This window comes from Natrinema altunense (genome assembly GCF_000731985.1).
GTDB lineage: Archaea > Halobacteriota > Halobacteria > Halobacteriales > Natrialbaceae > Natrinema > Natrinema altunense.
In genome coordinates this window covers 1-20,433 of sequence record NZ_JNCS01000004.1, presented here as the reverse complement: position 1 = coordinate 20,433, position 20,433 = coordinate 1, and the positions used below count along the sequence as shown (strand labels likewise).

The 20,433-nt window shown below is 65.6% G+C and carries 12 protein-coding genes; 10 read left to right on the top strand and 2 right to left on the bottom strand.

Going from position 1 to position 20,433, the window contains the following annotated elements:
- Position 1: 1 nt before the first annotated feature.
- The 10 genes from ALTAJ2_RS09120 to lpdA all read left to right on the top strand — a co-directional run bounded on the left by ALTAJ2_RS09120 (position 2) and on the right by lpdA (position 18,952).
- Positions 2 to 940 (top strand): hypothetical protein, encoded by a 939-nt coding sequence (locus ALTAJ2_RS09120; RefSeq protein WP_049900564.1) that lies wholly within the window; start codon positions 2 to 4, stop codon positions 938 to 940.
- Between the two features lie 5,948 nt (positions 941 to 6,888).
- Positions 6,889 to 7,563, top strand: a complete 675-nt coding sequence (locus tag ALTAJ2_RS09090; RefSeq protein WP_006187166.1) for a CIS tube protein — start codon at positions 6,889 to 6,891, stop codon at positions 7,561 to 7,563.
- Between the two features lie 2 nt (positions 7,564 to 7,565).
- A complete protein-coding gene (locus tag ALTAJ2_RS09085) occupies positions 7,566 to 8,594 on the top strand; it encodes a phage late control D family protein (RefSeq protein WP_007109787.1) in 1,029 nt (342 codons plus the stop codon).
- Positions 8,591 to 9,328 (top strand): phage baseplate assembly protein V, encoded by a 738-nt coding sequence (locus tag ALTAJ2_RS09080; protein WP_007109786.1) that lies wholly within the window; start codon positions 8,591 to 8,593, stop codon positions 9,326 to 9,328. The genes ALTAJ2_RS09085 and ALTAJ2_RS09080 overlap by 4 nt, the downstream gene beginning before the upstream one ends.
- A gap of 11 nt (positions 9,329 to 9,339) precedes the next feature.
- On the top strand, positions 9,340 to 9,630 hold the full coding sequence (locus tag ALTAJ2_RS09075) for a PAAR domain-containing protein (protein ID WP_007109785.1): 291 nt from the start codon (positions 9,340 to 9,342) through the stop codon (positions 9,628 to 9,630).
- 3 nt (positions 9,631 to 9,633) lie between these two features.
- Positions 9,634 to 10,032, top strand: a complete 399-nt coding sequence (locus tag ALTAJ2_RS09070; RefSeq protein WP_007109784.1) for a GPW/gp25 family protein — start codon at positions 9,634 to 9,636, stop codon at positions 10,030 to 10,032.
- Positions 10,029 to 13,184 carry a putative baseplate assembly protein gene (locus ALTAJ2_RS09065; protein ID WP_007109783.1) on the top strand — a complete coding sequence of 1,052 codons (3,156 nt, stop codon included), beginning with the start codon at positions 10,029 to 10,031 and terminating at the stop codon, positions 13,182 to 13,184. Before ALTAJ2_RS09070 ends, ALTAJ2_RS09065 begins: the two co-directional genes overlap by 4 nt.
- 45 nt (positions 13,185 to 13,229) lie before the next feature.
- The gene (locus ALTAJ2_RS09060) at positions 13,230 to 15,200 is read left to right on the top strand and encodes a putative baseplate assembly protein (RefSeq protein WP_007109782.1); all 1,971 of its coding nucleotides are present in this window, start codon (positions 13,230 to 13,232) and stop codon (positions 15,198 to 15,200) included.
- Positions 15,201 to 15,203: 3 nt separating this feature from the next.
- A complete protein-coding gene (locus tag ALTAJ2_RS09055) occupies positions 15,204 to 17,417 on the top strand; it encodes a phage tail protein (protein ID WP_007109781.1) in 2,214 nt (737 codons plus the stop codon).
- Between the two features lie 68 nt (positions 17,418 to 17,485).
- Complete coding sequence (gene lpdA / locus ALTAJ2_RS09050; protein WP_050031455.1) at positions 17,486 to 18,952, top strand: dihydrolipoyl dehydrogenase; 1,467 nt, start codon at positions 17,486 to 17,488, stop codon at positions 18,950 to 18,952.
- Positions 18,953 to 19,098: 146 nt separating this feature from the next.
- Here lpdA and ALTAJ2_RS09045 read toward each other — a convergent pair whose 3' ends face one another.
- Positions 19,099 to 19,395, bottom strand: a complete 297-nt coding sequence (locus tag ALTAJ2_RS09045; protein ID WP_050031454.1) for a DUF7521 family protein — start codon at positions 19,393 to 19,395, stop codon at positions 19,099 to 19,101.
- Entirely contained in the window at positions 19,392 to 19,769 is a 378-nt protein-coding gene (locus ALTAJ2_RS09040) for a winged helix-turn-helix domain-containing protein (protein ID WP_050031453.1), read from the bottom strand. The genes ALTAJ2_RS09045 and ALTAJ2_RS09040 overlap by 4 nt, the downstream gene beginning before the upstream one ends.
- Positions 19,770 to 20,433: the final 664 nt, after the last annotated feature.

The following is a 20,433-nucleotide window of genomic DNA, read 5'->3' as shown; positions in this document are numbered from 1 at the left end:
GATGAAAGCAGTACTCACCGGCGAAACCGACGAATTAGTCGGGGTTAATCTTCTTGATAATAACGATATCGAGCATATTTTGGACGTTCGAAAAGAAGATGGGAAGATAACAGGACATGAACAGGATGAATACCCAGACCACCCAGACGACCGAACCGACCCCGAGCGCAAAGCGGTGATGCAAGCCCGGGAGTTCGCCCGGTACTACGTCTACCGCGAGCGGGGCTACGAGACGCTTCCGCCGAACGAGAACCCCGACCGCCTCACGCTCGCCGCGTTCGTCGTCGCCAGCCTCTCGAGCGAGCAGTTCGAGCGGTATTTCGGCGATCTTTACCAGCAACTCAAAAGCGAGTCGACCGATCAGGAGCCGGTGGTTGACCTGCCCGAGGGACTCTCCAAGGAAAACTACTACCTCTACGCGACAGAGCTATACCTCGGTCTGGATCGGGACGATCTCCAGCGAATCCTCGAGAACCTCAACGAGGACCGTCTCGATATCGTCCTCGAGGCTATCGCTGAACCCAGCGGCGAGATCGATCGGGCGCTCTCGGCGCTCGGTACCGAACCCGTCGACAGCTCATCCGCCGAACTGGGGGAAGCTTGGATCGACGCCGTTTCGGACGTACTTGTTCAGTGGCGGATCGGCGAGCAGACCCACCGCCAGAACAGCGACCTCGAGTTCGATCGCGAACCCGATGTCGGGATCGAAGTCCATCCGCACGATCCGGGCTCGCTCGCGGAGTTCCAGTCGTACCTCGTTCGTCACCTGCGGTGTCAGATTCGGGACGCCTACGTTCAGACGGGACAACGACCACCCGAATACGCTCGCGTGCAGGGCCCTGGAAGAGATTTGTTCACGATGATGTACCAGACCCTCGATTCCCTCCAACCCTATCACGATCCCGAGGCTGCCATCGACTGGGCGCTGGCGCTCGAGTAACCGACGACCGAATGAACGCACTTGCGGTCTGTCTCTCCCGGACCGGTGTTGGCGACAGCGCTTCGTCTTGCCTTTGTCCCGACCGGTTCGCAAGTAACGGGGCTTGGCCAGTTATAAATGATACTGTCGAACACAAAACGGCGGTGCAGAGGTCGGCATGAGGCCTCAGTCGGACGCCGAGTTGGAGATCGATCCCGATCGGCGACTCGAGGGCGTAGTCACGAACCGTTACCAGTCCAGTATGATGAGTTCTAATTTTGTATTACGCGGCGTCAAAACCATTAAGTGATCCTCTTATAATATCTCAATAAGAGCGTGGACACCGGTATCGTGGTGGGAGGGGAAGATGAATCGGCCATCGATGAGTACGAGCAGCGGTTCGACGAACCGTGATGAAGACAACTGACGACCTCGAGTGCGAGACGGCGCTGCGGGAGATCAGCGTGACTGGTCGCTCGACGGGCGCAGGTACGTCGACGGCGGGTGAGTCGGACGACCGGCCAGGGGTTGCTCGCCTCCGCTCCAGCGTCGCATCCATCGCGACGTTGACGCCCGACCGACTGGCGGGCGGATTCGGCATCCGGATTGCGCGGAAACGGAGTCCGATCGAGTTGTCGTTTCTCTCGCCTGCCGTCGCTCCGCCTGACGGCGAGTCGGTGGACGACCCGGAGCTATCGATCGTCTCGCCATCACCGTTCGCCCGGCCGGACCATCACGAGGATGCGTTCACGTATCTCACGCAGTCCGGTCGGTCGGGCCGTGGTTCACAGTCCGACGATTCGGTTGGACCGGTATCCGACTCGGCCACCCAATCGCCGGCAGAACGTGTATTTCGGTCCGACAGGCGATCACAGCCTTACGGGTCACGGACATCGGATCGCGCCCAGACGGCGTCTCGCGAGCACGACGGTCCCGAACGACGGGACGGAATCCGTTCGTCGGAGCGAGCGCACCGGCGAGGCGACGTTGAGGCGGGTGCCGCTGCTCGCTCGAACGGTGACGCGCCGAGTACCTCCGGAGCGAAGTCGGGGCCGATGCCCGGTCGATCGGGACCGGTCGACGACGACCGGCCACGGCAATCGACTGGCAGGACCGGACGGCGACAGCCGACCCGACCGGGGACGCTCGCGACACGTGTCACGTGGGCGGACGCGATCGCTCGGCGGACTCTGTCCGACTCCGACGGTTCCGGGCGTCGGCGCTCGGCGACCGGTTTCGACTCGACCGTTTCGAGAAGCGGCTCCTCGAGCCACAGCGAGTCGCTCGAACGCGAGACGCCATCGCTACGCGTCTCGCGCCGGCCGACCGAGACGACGTCGGACGTGACATCGGCTGTACGCCAGGAGCCAGCCCGCGGCGAGTCCGCGCCGCCGCCGCTCATCGATCGACCGGTTCCGTCGTCGGATCCGACGGCTTCGCCGTCACCCTCGCGTGAGACTGTACAACACCCGCCCCGTCGTCCGCATCTCGATGATCGCCGCCCGATGTCAGCGGTCGACTCGAGTCCGGCTTCGACGGCCGCCGGTGTCACGAAAAGCGCGAACCAGCCGTCTCGCCGTCGGTCCGATGTCGACACCGTATACGATGGATGGACACCGATTCGAGCGGCCTCGATGTCGACTCCTGTGCGCCCCGGAAGCGCGATCGATCCGACGAACAGGGCAGGCGTAAGTCGCGGTCCCACCGTAACGGACTCGAGCGGGAGCCTCGAGCGGCGTGCTGACAGTACGACCCAGTCGCCTGTCTCAGCCGAAGGCCGCAAGCGCGCCCCATGGCAGACTCGGATCGACGAAGTGGTCGGGTTCGACTCCCACCGTAGTCGGTCACAGCCGATCGAGCCGGGAGCGGCTGATCCGATCACGGCCAGCGCCGGCGCGGACCGCCAACCGTCCGGCTCCGACTCGGGTCGAGCGGTCGCGGTCCAGTTGCGGCGACCGCGTCGCCACCGGCCGACGGTGATTGCGACGGGTACCGATCGGATTCCACGGCAGTCGCGGGTGACGGCGACGGACTCGCGCGGGCTTCGTGATGGGACGGCTGCAGTGGACTCCTCTCGTTCCGCGTTCGTCTTCCGAGAGTCACGTGCCTCGCCTCGGACCGATCGAACGGGGCACGAAACAGTGGCCCGGGGTGATTCCCCGGCGACCGCGACCCCTGCCATGGCGGCTCCGAGCCAAGCAGGACAGCACCAGTACCCTCCCTTGGAGTTGGCGACCGAGGCTCGCGGCGCGCACGCAGCTGACGGTCGGCCGGAGCCGGCCGCGACTGACCGTCGACTGACCGTGTCTCCGGGTTCGGTCGCCGGTCGACAGTCGGCCGAGTCACAGCGGCGATTCGAGCCGAACGCCGCATCCGTATCCGGGACTCCATCGCCACCGCCGGGTACGGACCCGACCCGTGTGGTCGACGACTATCGATCCGGTTCCAGTACCAGCGCCACGACGACTGGACGCGTCGGACCCACTGAATCGCCTATCCGCGCGTTCTCGAGTGCGAGCGGCCGACCGGCTGGTGATCGTCGTGCCGACCGCACGCCCAGGTTCGGGGGGTCGACCACCGATACTCGGTCGCTCGGATCGACTGCCACTGGTTTTTCACGGCGTGCGTCGTCGCCACGAATCGGCGATCGGGACGAGTGGCGGACGGGTTCCGGCCGGGTCTCCGTGACCGATCGTCGGTCGGCGTCGCGTCCCCCTGCGAGGCAGTCGGACCGTCGGAGTTCGGAACTCGTGGTCGAGCGCCACTCGACCGCGGGGGCCAATTCGGGGACCGTAACCGACGAGATGGGAGCACCGGAACCCAATCGCCGGGCGCGCGTTTCGTCGCCGCTTCGGTCCGACGCGAATCCCTCGAGCCTGCGAACCCCGGCCGCGACCCACGCTGCCGTCGGATGGGCGCGGGATCGATCGGGTATCGGGGATTCGACCGACCGCCACGCCGCCGATGTGGTCCGGGCGGAGTGGAGTCGACCGTCGGATACAACGCCCGTTCCGTCTTCGGCGACTGCCGTCCGCGCCGGAAGCGACGGGTCGGCTCGAGCGGGAACAGTGCCCTCTTGGACCGACACTCGCTCGTCCGACCCGACTCGGTACTCAGCAGCGGCCGGCCCGTCACGGCACGACGATTCGGGCTCGCTTCGAGCACCGACGCGTATCGATTCGCTTCGGTCCGTCGCGGCTACGGGACCGACTCGAGGGGTGACCGATCCCGACGTCGCTCCGTCACCGGAGCGGGAGCCGACGGAGCCCCGCGGAGCCGCGTCCTTGAACTCGAGAGGACCGCGGCTGGCGGTGATGGGACGCGAGCGTTCCCACCGTTCGCAACAGGGAACCGAAGCCGCGGCCCGTTCGGAACCGATCGCCGGACCGGTCCGCTCGTCGCGGCGCGACCCCGTGACTGCGGGTTCGCCCGGTACGATCTCTCAGCGCCGAGGGTCCGGGATGGGGACAGTCACGCAGAGAGGCGGATCCGAAGGGGAGACGCTCGCACAAATGGGCGGCTCTCGGACGGGGACGGTCTCTCTGACGCGATTGGACGACGGGGAAAGGGGCACTCGTTCGCTCGAGCGATCTCGCTCGAGCGCGGCGCCCGGGGCGACGACTGCGACGCCCGTGACGGTATCGAACAGCGACACGCCGTCCGCACCGTCACACTCGATCTCGAGGAGCCAGCAGCCGTCCGCTGCCGACACCGAACCCGCAGCCGCGTCTCCCGACCCGAACCCGACGGCTCTCGGAACAGCGGTCGCCTCTAGCAGCCATCGATTCGATTCGGGGACACCACGCGATCGAGCGGACGCGACCCTGCCGGACTCGAGCGGCCGGATGCCGGTCCTTCGGCTGCGTTCCGACCGGGGACCGTCACCTGGACGGGGCGATCGGACGGTTCGGACAGTCCACTCGAGCCCGGACTCGTCCCGGACACGACGCGAGCGGGAACGGACCACGGGTGATTCCTCGTTCCCCGACTCCGGACCGGTCGGGGCGACGATCCATTCGGCCGCGGACGCGGCCTCGGCGTCGACGGATACGTTGCCAGTTGGAGGGTCGGCAAGTGCACAGGGACCGACCGCTCGCTCCGTTGCCCGGTCGACCGATATCTCGGCTCGCGTTCATGAAACGCCGAGCCGGACGACGACACACACGCATTCGACGAACACCGTCGTCTCTCCGTCCGGCGTCTCCGCGAACCCTCGCGGACCGACTCGTTCGGACCCGCTCACATCGGCCGTCGGCTCCCAGTTCGGAGCGGAGTTCGGTAGGCAGTCGGCAACGCTTCAGTATCGATCGCCCGCGGTGACCGATCCGACCGGACCGCGGTCCCAGTCGCCTCGAGACGGTCGCTCGGTGGTCACCGGGCTCGATCGCGATAGTACGGTCGGTGCTTCACCGACGGGAGCGATGGCACAACACCGTCCGTCGGCTACCGACGCACAGCGAACCGCTCCCAGCCGATCGCCGTCCGAGCGAAACGACGGTGCCGGTTCACGTCCCCGCTCGGGAGACTGGCGCGGTCGGGAACCGGCTACCGGATCGACTGGCATCGACCAGCGGACGGCAACTGATTCGACCACGCGCCAGCGCCTATCGAAGAGTCGGGGCGTCGATACCACGGCGTCAGCCGCTCAGTCGCAACCCCGACCGGCTCGAGGGACAGTCGAACCCGACACGACCCCGAGGACCGAGTCGGCGGCGACTGCGCCAGTCGAGGCGACCGGTATAGCGGCTAGTCGGGCACCTCGGTCGGACCGACGGACGCCGCTTTCGGTTCTGCGAACGACGGCGGCCGGCTCGTCGGGCCAGTCTCACACGACTCGTCGCTCGGTCCGTACCGACACCGCCGCTGCGAGCGTGTCCGACGGGTCCAGTTCCCGATCCGATCACCGTCCGGCGCGACCGCCGACGATCGCCGTCCGCCCGGGATCGACGGCGGAGCGGGCCGACGCGTCGCCGCGGCGAGACCGAGACCGCGTCGGCGCTGCTAACTCGAGACGAGCACGGGTCGGCACGGCCGCCACGGAGTCCGGTGAGACTGACGGTCTCGGGTCGACCGCGTCGGATCGACCGTCGACTACGGCTGGGATCGCGAGCGAGCGTCGTCGGTTCGAGTCACGGCTCCGGATGCGTCGACGGCCGTCGACGGGGCCTGCTGCGACGGATGGATCACCGGACGAGGGACGAAGCGGTCACGCTGCAGTCGATACCCCGTCGCTTTCGCTCCGGACTCGAGAAGACGTGCCCGAACCGACGACGGACGCGGTGGCCCCGTCGACGTCGCCGGGACAGTCTCGGATGTCGAACGCCCCGAAAAATAAACCAACAACTAATACTATTGAATCAACAGAGGAACGTACGGGTGTGAACGGGATGCAAACGAGTGCAGCGTCAGACCGACCGTCGCTGACCTATCGACGGTCGTCGACGACGGATGCGCCGTCCGTCGACCGGGGTGGACCGAACCGTTCGAACGCAACGCCGCGCGATTCGACGACACCGAGCGGAGCGACTCGAGAATCGACGACGAGCCGCGCGACGCCGGGACACGGCTCCGGCCGTGAGCGACGCGGACCGTCGGGTCGAAAGGAGACTGGCGGTGATCGGACGCGATCCGGATTCGGGTCGAAGCGCAGCCGGGAACCCGCCCAGACCGGGTCGGTAGTCGGTCACGACGATGGAGGATCGGGACTGAACGACGACGTAGGGTCGAGACTGAACGACCGCCAGCGGTCGTCGATCGACCGACCCCAGCAGTCCACGGAGCGGCGGTCGGAGCCGTCACGGGGTCGTCGGTCCGATCAGGACCGTCACGGCCGGAACCGGTTCGACAGTGTCGATCTGTCGTCCGGCACGGACCCGCGGTTCGACGCCGATGTCGATCGCGCCGTTCAGGAACTCTACCGGAAGCTCGAGCGGAAAATCAGGGTCGAGCGCGAACGGAGGGGGCTGTAGATGAGTGGCAGCGGCAAACTCGAGAAAGCCCAGATCATGATCCTGAACGGGAAACAGAAGGGCGAGACGATCGACTGTAAGTTCAACCCGAACGCCTACACGGTCGAGAAGAGCGTCAACTACGGCGAACTGAAGGCGACCGGATCGGGGGCGTCGATCATGCAGTTCGTCGACGGGAACGCGGAGACGCTGTCGATGGAGCTGTTTTTCGATACGAGCGACGAACTGGATTCGAAGGGGTCGCCCGACACGGAGCGGGTCGACGTCCGCGAGCGATATACGAAACACATCGATACGCTGCTGTCGGTCGACGGCGAGTTGCACGCGCCGCCGGTCTGTCGGTTCGTCTGGGGTGACGGAATCGACTTCACCGCCCTCGTTCAGCGGGCGAACAAGCAGTTCACGAAGTTCCTTCCCAGTGGCGTTCCCGTCCGCGCTCGAGTGAACGTCGTGTTCATGGAGTACAAGACGGCCGACTATCACAAATCCGAGGTGTCGCCGGAGTCGACGGACAAGACGAAGGTCTGGACTGTTACCGACGGTGACACTCTGTGGCTGATCGCGGCCGAGGAGTACGGCGACTCGTCGCACTGGCGGACGATCGCCGATCACAACGACATCGAGGATCCCCGCGCGATCGAAGCGGGTGACAAACTCGAACTACCCCCGCTGTAGTCATGAGTACCGGAACGAACATCCAGCCGCGTTATTCGCCGCGGTTCAAAGTCGATATCGGCGACACGAAGTTCCAGGAGCCGGGCGGCCGGATCGCCGATCTCGTCGTCGAGACGACCCTCGACGGCGCGGATCGGTTTTCGTTTACCCTGAACTTCCCGTTCGACGAGGAGCTCGGGGAGTTCAGCGGCCTGACCTGGGACGATTTCGCGGTCGGAACGGACGTCGAAATCGCGATGGGGTACGGCGGTGACGGGACGCTGACGCCGCTGTTGACCGGTTCCATCCGCTCGATCAACGCCGAGTTCACGACCGACCGCGGACCGTCGGTCACGGTGTCGGGCTACGGCCTGCTCTGGGAACTCATGCAGGGAACCCGCTCGGACTCGTGGGCGGAGGAGACGGTCGGGACGGCCGTCGAGGACGTGCTGTCGTCGTACCCGTTTTCGACGGTCGACGTCTCCGACGCGTCGATCAAACGCGAAAAGCTGATTCAGGACGGCCAGAGCGATTATCGGTTCCTCCAGCAGTTGGCCGAGACCTACGGATTCGAGTTCTACGCCGAGCGGGACACCGTTCGCTTCCGCCCCCGCTCCGCGAAAGGCGACGGCGACGGCCCGGTCGCCGAACTGTGGTACGGCGAAGCGCTTCACGATTTCTACGCCGAAATCACACGGCGGTCTCAGATCGACGAGGTCGAGGTCCGGAGCTGGGACGAACAGAACAAATCCGAGATCGTCGCGACCGCCGGCAGTACGAACGCGAACTACAAGGAGGTTTTCAGAGTACAAGCAATGTCACGGGACGAAGCGAAACGGGTCGCCGAAACGAAGTTGAATCGATTCTCCGACGGCGTCATCACCGGTCACGGTGAGGCCGACGGCACCCCCGAAATCAGGGCCGGCAGCGTTATTCGACTCGAGGAGCTGGGGGGCCGATTCTCCGCCGACTACTACGTCACCGAAGCCACTCACCGGATGGGAAGCGCCGGCTATCGGACGTCCTTCGAGGTAACGGAGGTGTCCTCGTGAAGCCGTCCGGGTTCATCGACGACGGGGGCGCGGACGACGGCGGTATTCGCGGCGTCGCCGTCGGCATCGTGACGGACAACGAGGACCCGAAGGATCTCGGGCGGGTCAAACTCCAGTTCCCGTGGCGCGACGCCGACGACGAGAGTCACTGGGCGCGGATCGCCACCGAGATGGCCGGCAACGAGTACGGGAGCTACTTTCTGCCGGAGATCGACGACGAGGTACTGGTCGCGTTCGAGAACGGTGACATTCACAAGCCGTTCGTCATCGGGTCGTTGTGGAACGGCAAGCAGAAACCACCGCAGAAAAACGGCGACGGGAACAACGATATCCGCGAAGTCCGCTCCCGGAGCGATCACGTGATCGCGTTCGACGACGCCGACGACGGCAGTATTACGATTCGAACGACCGGCGGCAACGAGATCGTGATCGACGACTCGGGCAGTTCGGAGACGATCAGGATCAGTGACGAGTCCAACGACAACAGCATTACGCTCGATTCCGACAGCGGTTCGGTTGCGATCGACGCGAAATCGGAACTCGAACTCTCGGCATCGACGATCTCCCTCGACGGAAACTCCGTAGAGATCACGGGCAAGAAGGGCGTCAAGATCAAAGGGAAGGGACCGGTCAACGTCGATAGTAAGGCGAAACTCGCGCTCTCCGGATCGATGGTTAACGTCGACGGGACCGGGATGGTAAAAGTTAAAGGGAAACTAATTACCTTGAATTAAAATAGAGTCAAATGCAACCAGCAGCGAGAGTCGGCGATCAGACGGCACACGGGACGCCGCTGACCGGGACCGGCAGTCCGAACGTCCTGATCGGGAAGCGGCCCGCGTGGCGAGCGCTGGCGGACGTGCATACGTGTCCGCTCACGACCGGGCCCGTGCCCCACGTCGGCGGCACCGTGACCAAGGGGAGTACGAGCGTCCTGATCAACAAGATGCCCGCGGCGAGAATGGGCGATACGATCATCGAGAGCGGACCGCCCAACACGATCGCGAGCGGGTGTTCGACGGTCATGATCGGCTGACTCATGTCCGACGAGTTTCTCGGAACCGGCTGGTCGTTTCCGGTCGAGACCGATGCCCGTGGCTCGGTCCGAACGTCCGAGGCCGAGGACGACATCCGCGAGTCGATCCGGATCATTCTCGGAACGGCCAAGGGTGAGCGAGTGATGCGACCCGAATTCGGCTGTGAGATCCACGACCACGTGTTTTCGGCCGCGACGCCGGCGACGCTGAACCTCATCGAGAGCAGCGTTCGCGAGGCGCTCGTCCAGTGGGAGCCGCGGATCGATATCGAGGACATCGATGCTCGAACGGACGACGAATCGCCGAACAAGGTCCTTATCGACATCGAGTACCGGGTCCGGACGACAAACAGCCTCTCGAACATGGTGTATCCGTTCTACATCACGGAGGGCGACGGATGAGTCGGCCACCGGTCGTCGACGACAGGGATCGGGAGGATCTGTACGCCGAGTTACGGACCCTCGCGGATCAGTACACCGAATCATGGGACCCGTCGACGGACGACAACGCCACCGTGCTCTTGCGGATCTTCTCCCAGCTCGGTGCCGACGTCATCCGGCGGCTGAACGACGTCCCGGCGAAACACCGAATCGCGTTCCTCGACGCGCTCGGGTTCGATAGGCGACCGCCCCAGGCCGCACGGCTTCCACTGACGTTTTCGGTCTCGGCCGATATCGATCGCAACGTCGCGATCCCCGGGGGGACACAGGCCGTCGCGGAACCGAGCGACGGTCCCGACCAGATCTTCGAAATTCCACAGGACGACGGGTTCGAAGCGACTGGGGCATCGCTGACGGACGTGCTCTCCGTCGATCCCGCCGCCGATCGAATCGTCGACCACGGCGACGTTCGGACCGCCGACGAGCCGGTCGAACTGTTCACCGGCGACAGTATCCAGGAACACGTTCTCTATCTGGCACACAGCGACCTGCTGACTCTCGAGCCGGGCTCGCCGATCACGATCACCGCCGAGATGGCCACCGACAATCCCGTCCTCGAGACCGACGCCGTCTGGGAGTACTACGGCGAGGAGGACGGAACGGAGGGATGGCACCGACTCGAGGAGTGGACTGACGACGAGGCGGCCGACGACGCTATTCGGCTCGACCTGCTACAGGAACGGCTCCAGTCTTCCGCCCCGGGATCCGGCGATGGCGATCGGCTCGAGTTGCGGTTTCGGCTTCCCGGAACGCCGGTCGAACACGCGGTCGACGGCGTCGAAAGTCGATGGCTTCGGTGTCGGATCGACGATGACGAGCCCGATCCGGACGTGTTCTCGTTGCACCTGGAATCGATCTCGGCCAGCGTCGGCCGCGATCCGAGCGAGGACGGACTCTCTCCCGACTCGCTGCGTTCGAACGACGTTCCGCTCTCGACGGATGACGGGGACGTTCGGCCGCTCGGTCGGCTGCCCCAGCCGCCAGCGACGTTCTATATCGCCTCGGAAGAGGCCTTTACCAAGCGGGGCGGGGTCGTCGAAGTGCGGTTCGACCCGCCCGCCGATCCGGACGCGGACGAACTCGATGCCGTAACCGATGCCGACACACCCGGCGAAGTCGACATCGACGCCGACGGTACATCGGCGGCCGAGGGCGTCGGGGTGCTCGGCGGGCCGCCGGAACTCTCCTGGGAGTACTGGACCGGCAGCGGCTGGAACCGACTGACCGTTCTCGAGGACGAGACGAACGCGCTTCGGCGGGCCGGCCACGTTCGTTTTACCGTTCCCGAGGACATCGAACCGACGGCGGTGTCCGGTCACGAAAACGTCTGGGTCCGCGCTCGGCTGGTCAGTGGGAACTACGGACAGCCGTCGTTCGGCGTCACCGACGCCGGCACGCGGGGGTCGGTCGTCAACTCGCCCGATCCGCCCTGTTTCGGCGACATCTCGATTCACTACGACCGCGGGATGCAGTCGTTCGAGACGATTCGGACGCGCAACAACGCCGCCATCAGCGGCGACCTCGCGGAGAGCGAATCGCCGATCTCGCCGTTCGACGAACTCCCCGAAGACACGCAGACGCTGTATCTGGGCTTCGACGAAACGCTCCGAAACGGTCCGCTTACGTTTTTCGTCCCGATCGAGGATGTCACCTATCCGCGTTCGTTCGATCCCGGCATGCGCTGGGAGTACTGCGTGGACCCCGACGCCGACGAGTGGTCGAAACTCACCGTTCGGGACCGGACCGGCGGGCTGACCGAGCGTGGCATCGTCGAGTTGACCTTCCCCGAACCGACGACCGCGTTCGACCGCTTCGGTCGGTGCTGCCACTGGATCCGCGTCCGGGTCACCCAGGACGAGTTCGACTGGCGACCGAGCGACCGCTCGCAGTCGGCCCCCGAAGCCGATCAGCCCCGGGACCGGACCACAGCCCCGCCGACCCTCGATGGACTGTATCCGAACACGCAGTGGGCCTACAACACGCGGACGATCGAGGACGAAGTCCTCGGCTCGAGCGACGGTACCCACGAGCAATCGTTCGCGTGTGCCCACGCGCCGGTCATCGACGTCGACGTGTGGGTCGACGAGTCCGAGACGGTGTCGACCAGCGAACGGCGCGCCCTCCGCTCGGAGCGGCCCGAGGACGTTCGACGCGTCACCGACGCCAGCGGCGACGTGACGGAGTATTGGATCCGATGGCAGCAGGTCTCGGACTTTTTGGAGTCCGAGGCGACCGACCGCCACTACGTCGTCGACAGGATCGACGGGACCGTCAGCTTCGGCGACGGCAACCGGGGTCGGATCCCGCCGGCCGGACAGGGGAACATTACAGTCACGTATACGACCGGCGGCGGGCGCGACGGGAACGTCGCGGCCGACACGATCACCGATCTACAGAGTTCGATCTCGCTGGCCGAGGACGTCTCGAACCCGAAGCCCGCCGACGGCGGGGCCGATGCCGAGTCCAGGGATGCGCTCGTCGAACGAACCACGAACCAGCTCAAACACCGCGATCGGGCAGTTACGCCGACCGACTACGAGCGGGTCGCGAACGCGGCGTTTCGTGAACTGTCGAAAGTCAAGTGCGATCCGGACGGGGCCGTCGAGGCCGGCAGCGTCACCCTCCTGATCGTTCCCTATGCACAGCGAGAGAAACCGGTGCCGTCGATGGAACTCAAACAACGGGTTCGCGAGACGGTCCGCGACCGTGCGCCAGCCTCGCTCGTGGAGTCCGAAACGTCCCGGATCGTCGTCCGCGGACCGAGCTACGCCGAGCTATCGGTCTCGGTCGCGGTGTCCATGGCCGACAGCACGAGCGTCTCGCTGCTGAAGGCAGCGATCGAACGACGGCTCGACGAGTTCCTGCACCCCCTCGACGGCAACGGGGGCGACGGGTGGGCCTTCGGCGAGGCACCGTCGGTCGACGCGCTGGCCGATCTCGTCGACGGTGCGGACCACGTCGCTGACGTGGTCGATCTGGATGCGACGATCGAGGTGGGCGGCGAGCAACGCTCCCTGTCCGAGCGCGAGACGGGGCCACCCCTCCCGTCGGACGTGCTCGTCTGCAGCGGCGGTCACGACGTGGCGGTCACGATGGAGGCGGATCGCTCGTGATCGACGCACTTCGACCCGACCGTCGTAGCCGGCCATCGCCCGGGGGTGATCGACGTGGGTATTGACGTTCCGGAACTCGACGACAGAACCTACGAGGAGATCCTGTCCGAGGCCACGAACCTCATCCCGGCCTACGCCGACGAGTGGACCGACGCCAATCCGCACGATCCCGGGATCACGATCCTCGAGGTCTTGTCCTGGCTGACCGAAACGTACGTCTATCAACTCGACAGGGTCACCGACGATCACCGCGAGAAGTACCTCGCACTGATGGGCGAGCGTCGACGGCCGCCGACGCCGGCGTCGACGCGTCTGCGACTGTCGCTGCCGACCGACGCTGCGTGGGGACGGCTCCCCGCCGGGACGCAGTTCTCGGTCACCGATACCAACGACGCCGACGCGAGCTACCGGTTCGAGACCGACCACGCGGTCACGCTGACCGCGGCGACCCTCGAGCGCGTGCTGACGGTGACCGATAGCGGGCGGACCGACAACACGCACGCGAACCGGACCGACGGGATGTTCTACCGCGCGTTCGGTGCCGACGCGACCGCGGGAGACGCCTGCTATCTGGGGTTCGATGGCGACCCCTTCGCACACGCCGGGACGCTGACCCTGACCGTCAGCTATCACGAGGACAATCTCCCGGAGCCGGCGACCCACGGCTCGCTCGAGTCGTCGTTCGAACCTTCGGTCGAACCCGTCTGGGAGTATCGCCGCGGGGACGACGACGCGTGGCACCGGCTTTCGGTCGCGGCCGACGGGACGAACGCGTTCTATCGGAGCGGTCGGATCGAACTGGTCCTCCCCGACGACCGAACGGTGACAGGCGGCGCGGACACGCCCGAACCGCCGGCTGCCGTCCGGTCGTCGGAGCGACCGTGGCTCCGGTGTCGTCTCGAGACGGCCGGACACGAGATCCCGCCGCAGTTCGACGCCATCGAGCCGAACGTCGTCTCGGTCAGCCATCGGGTGTCGGTCCGCGACGAAGCGCTGACGCGGGTCGGCCGCCCGCACGAGACGCCGGCGCTCGACGGCCAGACGTACGCCTTCGAGCGGTCGCCGGTACTCTCCGCGACGGTGTTCGTCGACGGGCAACGGTGGCAGGCGGTTCCCGACTTCGATTCCTCCGGGCCCGACGATAGACACTTCGTCCTCGACCGCGAGGCGGGAACCGTCACCTTCGGCGATGGCAATCACGGTCGGGTTCCGTCCGCCGACGCCACCGTCGTCGCCGACTACGTTGCCGGCGGCGGCGAGGCCGGAAACGTTCCGGCCGAGACGATCTGGCATCTCGCCGATCCCGACGTCTCGCTCGAGGGACCGATCGACGGGAGCGACATCGAGGCGACACCGATGGCCGCCGCGACCGGGGGCGCTGCGAGGGAGACCATCGACGACGCGCTCGACCGCGTGCGGCGCGACCGTCGGATCCCGTACCGGGCGATCACTGCCGACGACTACCGGTACGTCGCCGCACATACGCCCGGGCTCAGGATCGGCCGGACGAACGTGCTCGTCGAGGACGGCGAGATCACCGTCGTCGTCGTCCCCTTCGCGCCGCCGGACGTGGGGATGCCGGAACCGAGCGAGGGGTTCCTGCGCGCCGTCAGGCAGCACATCGGCGACCGGAAACTGCTGAGCGATCGAGTCCGCGTGATGGGACCCCGGTACGTCGGCCTCGATATCTCGGTTACCGGCCGGGCCAGAGCTCGATACGCCGGCGGTGGTCACGATGTCGCCGTTCGGACGGCCATCGAGGAGTTCGTCCATCCCCTGACGGGAGGTGACGGAACGGGATGGCCGTTCGGCGAGGCGTTACACCGCTCGGAACTCGTCGACCGGATCGCGGAACTGGACGTGATAGACCGGGTTAGCGAAGTCACGATCGTCGCCCACGGCGGTGCGACGATCGACGACGGGACCGTCCGGATCGACGACACCTCGCTGTTCGCCGTCAAAGACGTGACGACGGATCTCTCGATCCGAACCGATTCGACCGACGGGGGGACCTAACTCATGGACTTTTCATACGCGACGACGACGAGTACCGCGGACTGGCGGGAGTGGATCGGGCGAAACGTCGACGTCCGCGAGGAGGGGATCGGACTGGCGACGACGGTTGCCATCGAGCGGTCGGCGATCGACGACAGCGTCGTCGACGCAGCGATGGATTCGAACGGCGATCTGTACAGCCTTCACACGTCGGGGTCGCTCTATCGCCACGATCCGACGACGGACATCACACAACGCCTGTGGACCCGTTCCGCCGGCGATGTCGTCGATCCGTGTGCGCTCTGTGTCGACGACGATCGGGCCTTCATCGCGGACGGAACCGACGGTTCCATCACCGTCATCGCACCGCAACTCCAGCGGACGATCGGAACCATCGAGACCGACGCGACCGACCCGATCGGGATCGCCCACGGTGGTGGCCGCCTCTATCTCCTCGATGACGTTGGTCGTATCCGGACCGTCGGCAGAGACGGAAGTCCCGAGCTGACTATCGACTGGTGGCTCGTCGACCCGACCGACCTCACCGTCGGTGCGGACGGCTGCGGATACGTGCTCGACCGTAACGACGGCGACCCGATCGTCCGGACGTTCGGGGACAACGACGCCACCGATCGGTTCCCGATTACGGACGCCGAGTTCGTCGCGGCGGGCAGCGAGTTCTCCCCGACTGCGCTCTCGGTGGTCGACGACACGCTCTTCATCGCCGGCCGACTCGAGGACGAACTGCCGGCCCTGTTCGAGCGCGACCCCGAATCGGGAACCTTCCGCGAACGCCACCGGTTCGACCGGTCCTGTCGGACCCTCGCCGCTCGACCGACCGCACCCGACGACCGGCGGGAGCTGTACGCGGTTACCGGTTCGAACGGCTCCGGTCAGTTGCTTCGGGAGCGACAGCGTCACGCGCGCCACCCGCGACGGGACCGCCACGTCGGCGACGCGTTCCACCGATACGATTCCGGCTCGGACGACACCGAGTGGCACCGCATCGCGCTCGAGCTCTCCCAGCTGACCGCGAGCACGCAGGTCCGGGTCCGATATCTCGCGACGAACCACCCGATGCCCAGCGACGCTGATTTCGCGGACCTCGATGCGATACCGGCCGACGCGGCCGATTCGCTGCGTGATCTGGGCGTTACCTCCGTCTGGGAGCTTGCCCGTCGCGACAGCGACCGGCTCGCAGCGGCGCTACCGGATCGGTCCCGGTCGGACGTAGACGCTTGGCGGACCGCAGCGATCGACGCGCTTGCGGCACACGCCGACGCCCACTGGACGACCGTCGACTCCCTGAACCCGGACGACGTCTTCTTGCGGGACGCCGTCGGTCGATACCTGTTCGTCGCGCTCGAACTCGACGGAAGCCCGCAGTCATCGCCGCGTGTCGACTCCGTGACGGCGTTCTGTCCGCGCCAGTCGTACCTCCGATACCTTCCGGAACTCTACCAGGAGGACGATCGGTCGGCCGCGTTCCTAGAACAGTACCTCTCCGTCTTCGAGTCCGTCTTCGCCGATATCGAGGCCGAAATCGACGACATCGGCCGCTACTTCGACCCCGATGCCGTTCCGAGCGAGGCCCTCTCGTGGCTCGAGCAGTGGCTCGCGGTCGAGACCGACGAGAACTGGCCCGAGGACGCACGGCGGGAACTGCTCTCTCGAGCACCGGCGCTGTACAAACGACGCGGCACGAAAGCAGGGCTCCAGTCGATGCTCGAACTCTATCTCCGCCATACCGGATCGGCGTCGGCGACTCCTTCACCGGCATCCTCGCCGGGAGATGGCGGCTTCGACGGCGATGGCGGGAGCGGTGTCGACGGGGGCAGGCCCGCAGCACCGACGGCGACGGCCGACGGCGGCGACGGAACCGTCGGGGATACGCCGTCGGGCCACCGCCTGTTCTTCATCGACGACGACGACCTCGCGTGTATCGAGCGCGATTCGGTTCGCCGCCAGTATCCGCTCCCCGCGTCCGATCCACAGTCGTTTGCCGTGTTCTGTGGGCCGTTCGAAACTGACGACGAACGGGCCGCGATCGAGTCGATCGTCGCCTCCGGGAAACCGGCCCACGTCGGCGCTGATGTCGTCGAAATCGACGACGAGTTGAGTCTCGAGGGCGATACGTTCCTGGGTATCAACAGCCGATTGACCGAACGGGAGTTCGCGCTCGGCGAGACGACGCTCGGCGAGAATACGGTGCTCGTCGATCGAACCGAATCGGAGTGACGACGCCCGTTGGTTCGTCGCCAAGGAACACCTACAGTATGCTTCGGATCGTCGGTCCGAATTGAACAATGGTCGTTGGAGATGTTACCACTGGAACGGACGTACTGGTAATCGGTGCCGGACCCGCTGGCTACGTGGCTGCGATCCGCGCCGGGCAACTCGATTTGGATGTCACGCTCGTCGAGAAAGACGCCTACGGGGGGACCTGCCTGAACTACGGTTGTATCCCTTCAAAGGCACTGATTACCGCGACGGATATCGCCCACGAGGCCGCCTCCGCCGAGGAGATGGGGATTCACGCCGATCCCGCGATCGATCTCGCCGGGATGATGGACTGGAAAGACGGCGTCGTCGACCAACTCACGAGCGGCGTCGAGAAACTCTGCAAGGCGAACCAGGTCAATCTGCTCGAGGGCACCGCCCACTTCGCGGACGAGAACACTGTCCGCGTCTCGCACAGCGGTGAGGGACAGGGCTCGGAGACGCTCGAGTTCGAACACGCGATCGTCGCAACCGGTTCGCGGCCCATCCAGATCCCGAACTTCGAGTTCGACGACGAGCCCGTCCTGGATTCCAAACAGGCGCTCGCGCTCGATTCCGTCCCCGACTCGCTGGTCGTCGTCGGGGCCGGCTACATCGGGATGGAACTCGCCGGCGTCTTCGCCAAACTGGGGACCGACGTGACCGTTATCGAAATGCTCGACTCGATCCTGCCGGGATACGACGACGACCTCAAGCGTCCGGTCAAACAGCGCGCGACCGACCTCGGGATCGACTTCGAGTTCGGCTACACCGCGTCCGACTGGGACGAGCGCGAGGACGGCGGGATCCGCGTCGTCGCCGACCCGGCCGAACAGGCCACCGCCGACGGTGGAAGCGCCGAAGCCGTCGCCGACGAACGCCTCGAACTCGACACCGAGAAGGTACTCGTCGCCGTCGGCCGTCAGCCGGTCTCGGACACGCTCGACCTGGCTGAAGCCGGCGTCGAGACCGACGACCGCGGGTTCATCGAAACCGATTCGCGCGCACGCACGAACGTCGATCACATCTTCGCCGTGGGCGACGTCGCCGGCGAACCGATGCTCGCTCACAAAGGCAGCACAGAGGGGCAGGTCGCTGCCGAGGTGATCGCCGGCGAACCCGCAGCGATCGACCACCAGGCCATGCCCGCGGCCGTCTTCACCGACCCCGAAATCGCTACCGTCGGGATGACCGAGTCCGAGGCCGAAGATGCCGGCTTCGAGACCGTCACCGGTCAGTTCCCGCTCCGCGCCAGCGGCCGTGCGTTGACTACCGGCGACTCCGACGGCTTCGTCAAGATCGTCGCCGACGATGCGGACGGCTATGTCCTCGGCGCCTCGATCGTCGGCCCCGAAGCCTCGGAACTGATCGCCGAACTCGGCCTTGCGATCGAACTCGGCGCGACCCTCGAGGACGTCGCCTCGACGGTTCATACGCATCCGACGCTCTCGGAGGCAGTGATGGAGGCCGCCGAAAACGCGCTCGGCCACGCGATTCACACGCTCAATCGGTAACCCGATCACTGGACGGTGGAACTACTCCCTGGATAGAACCCTCGATACTTCCGTTCGTCCGAGTTGTGTCGATTCCCATCCGGCTCGAGCCGCGGCCACACTGGTCCGCAGCGAGGGTAGCGACCGGCCGACCTCGAGTTCGACCCTTACTGTACGTACAACGAGTACGCGATCACGAGAAAACCGGCCAACACGAGCAGGCTCTCGAGTAAGATTCCCGTCGCGAGCCCGACATCGAGCAGTTCGTACAACATCCCGGCGAGAACCAGTCCAAGCGTGACGAGACCGAACCCTGCGGCGAGATAGCCCAGTGCGGGCTGTCGAGTTCGACGATACGCCTTGAACGCGAAGTACGTAATGACGCTCCCGACCGCGAGCACGAGCGTCTTGACGACGGCCAGCGCGAACATCGTCTCGGCCGAGCCGGCGGGCAATGGATTCATGTTTCCTTTCGCACCTCCGACCACAGTTCCGCGAGCCGTTCGTCCGCCGTTCGCGCCGGCCGTTCGATCTGGACCGTCAGCGACCGCTCCTCGTCCAACCCGAGCGTGATTTCGTCGAACGCGATCGAGTACTTGCTCGCGTGGTGGCCGTCCTGTCGAATCTCGGTCGACTCCTCGAGCAGCGTCGCTTCGGTCAACAATTCGAGTTTCCGGTACAGCGTCGACTGCGGAATCTCACACCGCTTCGATAGCTCCGACGCGGTCAGTGGCTCCTCGAGATTGCGGATGATCTCGCGGCAGTCGGGATCGTCCAGCGCAGAGCAGATCTCCTCTGCCGACGGCGTCGACTCCGAAGCGAACGGGTCCCGGACCATTCGTCTCCCTCTTGCAACGCACGTGGTTTATCGGCATCGATGCGTTGGCCCCGCCGTTGGTCCGCGACACGAAGCCTTCTTGCGCGTGCACGCTCGAGTGCGAGCACGCGGGTATCATTCGGTCCGACTCCCTACAAGGGCGGGATGACCGGCCGACCTCCGCCCGCGTGACATTCTCGAGACGGCGCTTCGACTCGCTCGAGCAGTCGCTGCATTTATTAGTGTCACTCCAGCAATGATCTCGCGGAAAATCGTGCCATGGTATCGGGTTCCGATGCCGGTCTCGTCCGACGGCCTTATATGTTGCCCGGGCATCCGACACTAATGCGAACGACGTGGCGCACGCCGTCACGTTCCCTCCGGCCGTGACCCGGCACGGAGGTAGGCATCATATCCGCCCTCGCGACGCCAGCGGACCACTCCGTTGCCGTCCATCTCGAGGCACTCGGACTCACCGCGACTGACGCCGATCGACGGCGTCACGATACGACGCCCTTATACGATAGGGGATCGTCGGTCGGAGTACGCGGAAGTCCTCGCCGGATGCGGTTTCCGGCGGGGACGTGATCCGATGCCCTTATATGTACGAGGGCAGTTGGATATGAACGCGAACGAAGACGTGATCGGCGGGGCGTTCAACTCGCTCCGTCATCTCGGATGGATC

Bases quoted from the DNA above. Each gene is read 5' to 3' on its own strand.
- ALTAJ2_RS09070 (WP_007109784.1), top strand. From the start codon at position 9,634: ATGTCCGACGAGTTTCTCGGAACCGGCTGGTCGTTTCCGGTCGAGACC.
- lpdA (WP_050031455.1), top strand. From the start codon at position 17,486: ATGGTCGTTGGAGATGTTACCACTGGAACGGACGTACTGGTAATCGGT.
- ALTAJ2_RS09090 (WP_006187166.1), top strand. From the start codon at position 6,889: ATGAGTGGCAGCGGCAAACTCGAGAAAGCCCAGATCATGATCCTGAAC.
- ALTAJ2_RS09120 (WP_049900564.1), top strand. From the start codon at position 2: ATGAAAGCAGTACTCACCGGCGAAACCGACGAATTAGTCGGGGTTAAT.
- ALTAJ2_RS09045 (WP_050031454.1), bottom strand. From the start codon at position 19,395: ATGAATCCATTGCCCGCCGGCTCGGCCGAGACGATGTTCGCGCTGGCC.
- ALTAJ2_RS09040 (WP_050031453.1), bottom strand. From the start codon at position 19,769: ATGGTCCGGGACCCGTTCGCTTCGGAGTCGACGCCGTCGGCAGAGGAG.
- ALTAJ2_RS09085 (WP_007109787.1), top strand. From the start codon at position 7,566: ATGAGTACCGGAACGAACATCCAGCCGCGTTATTCGCCGCGGTTCAAA.
- ALTAJ2_RS09055 (WP_007109781.1), top strand. From the start codon at position 15,204: ATGGACTTTTCATACGCGACGACGACGAGTACCGCGGACTGGCGGGAG.
- ALTAJ2_RS09065 (WP_007109783.1), top strand. From the start codon at position 10,029: ATGAGTCGGCCACCGGTCGTCGACGACAGGGATCGGGAGGATCTGTAC.
- ALTAJ2_RS09075 (WP_007109785.1), top strand. From the start codon at position 9,340: ATGCAACCAGCAGCGAGAGTCGGCGATCAGACGGCACACGGGACGCCG.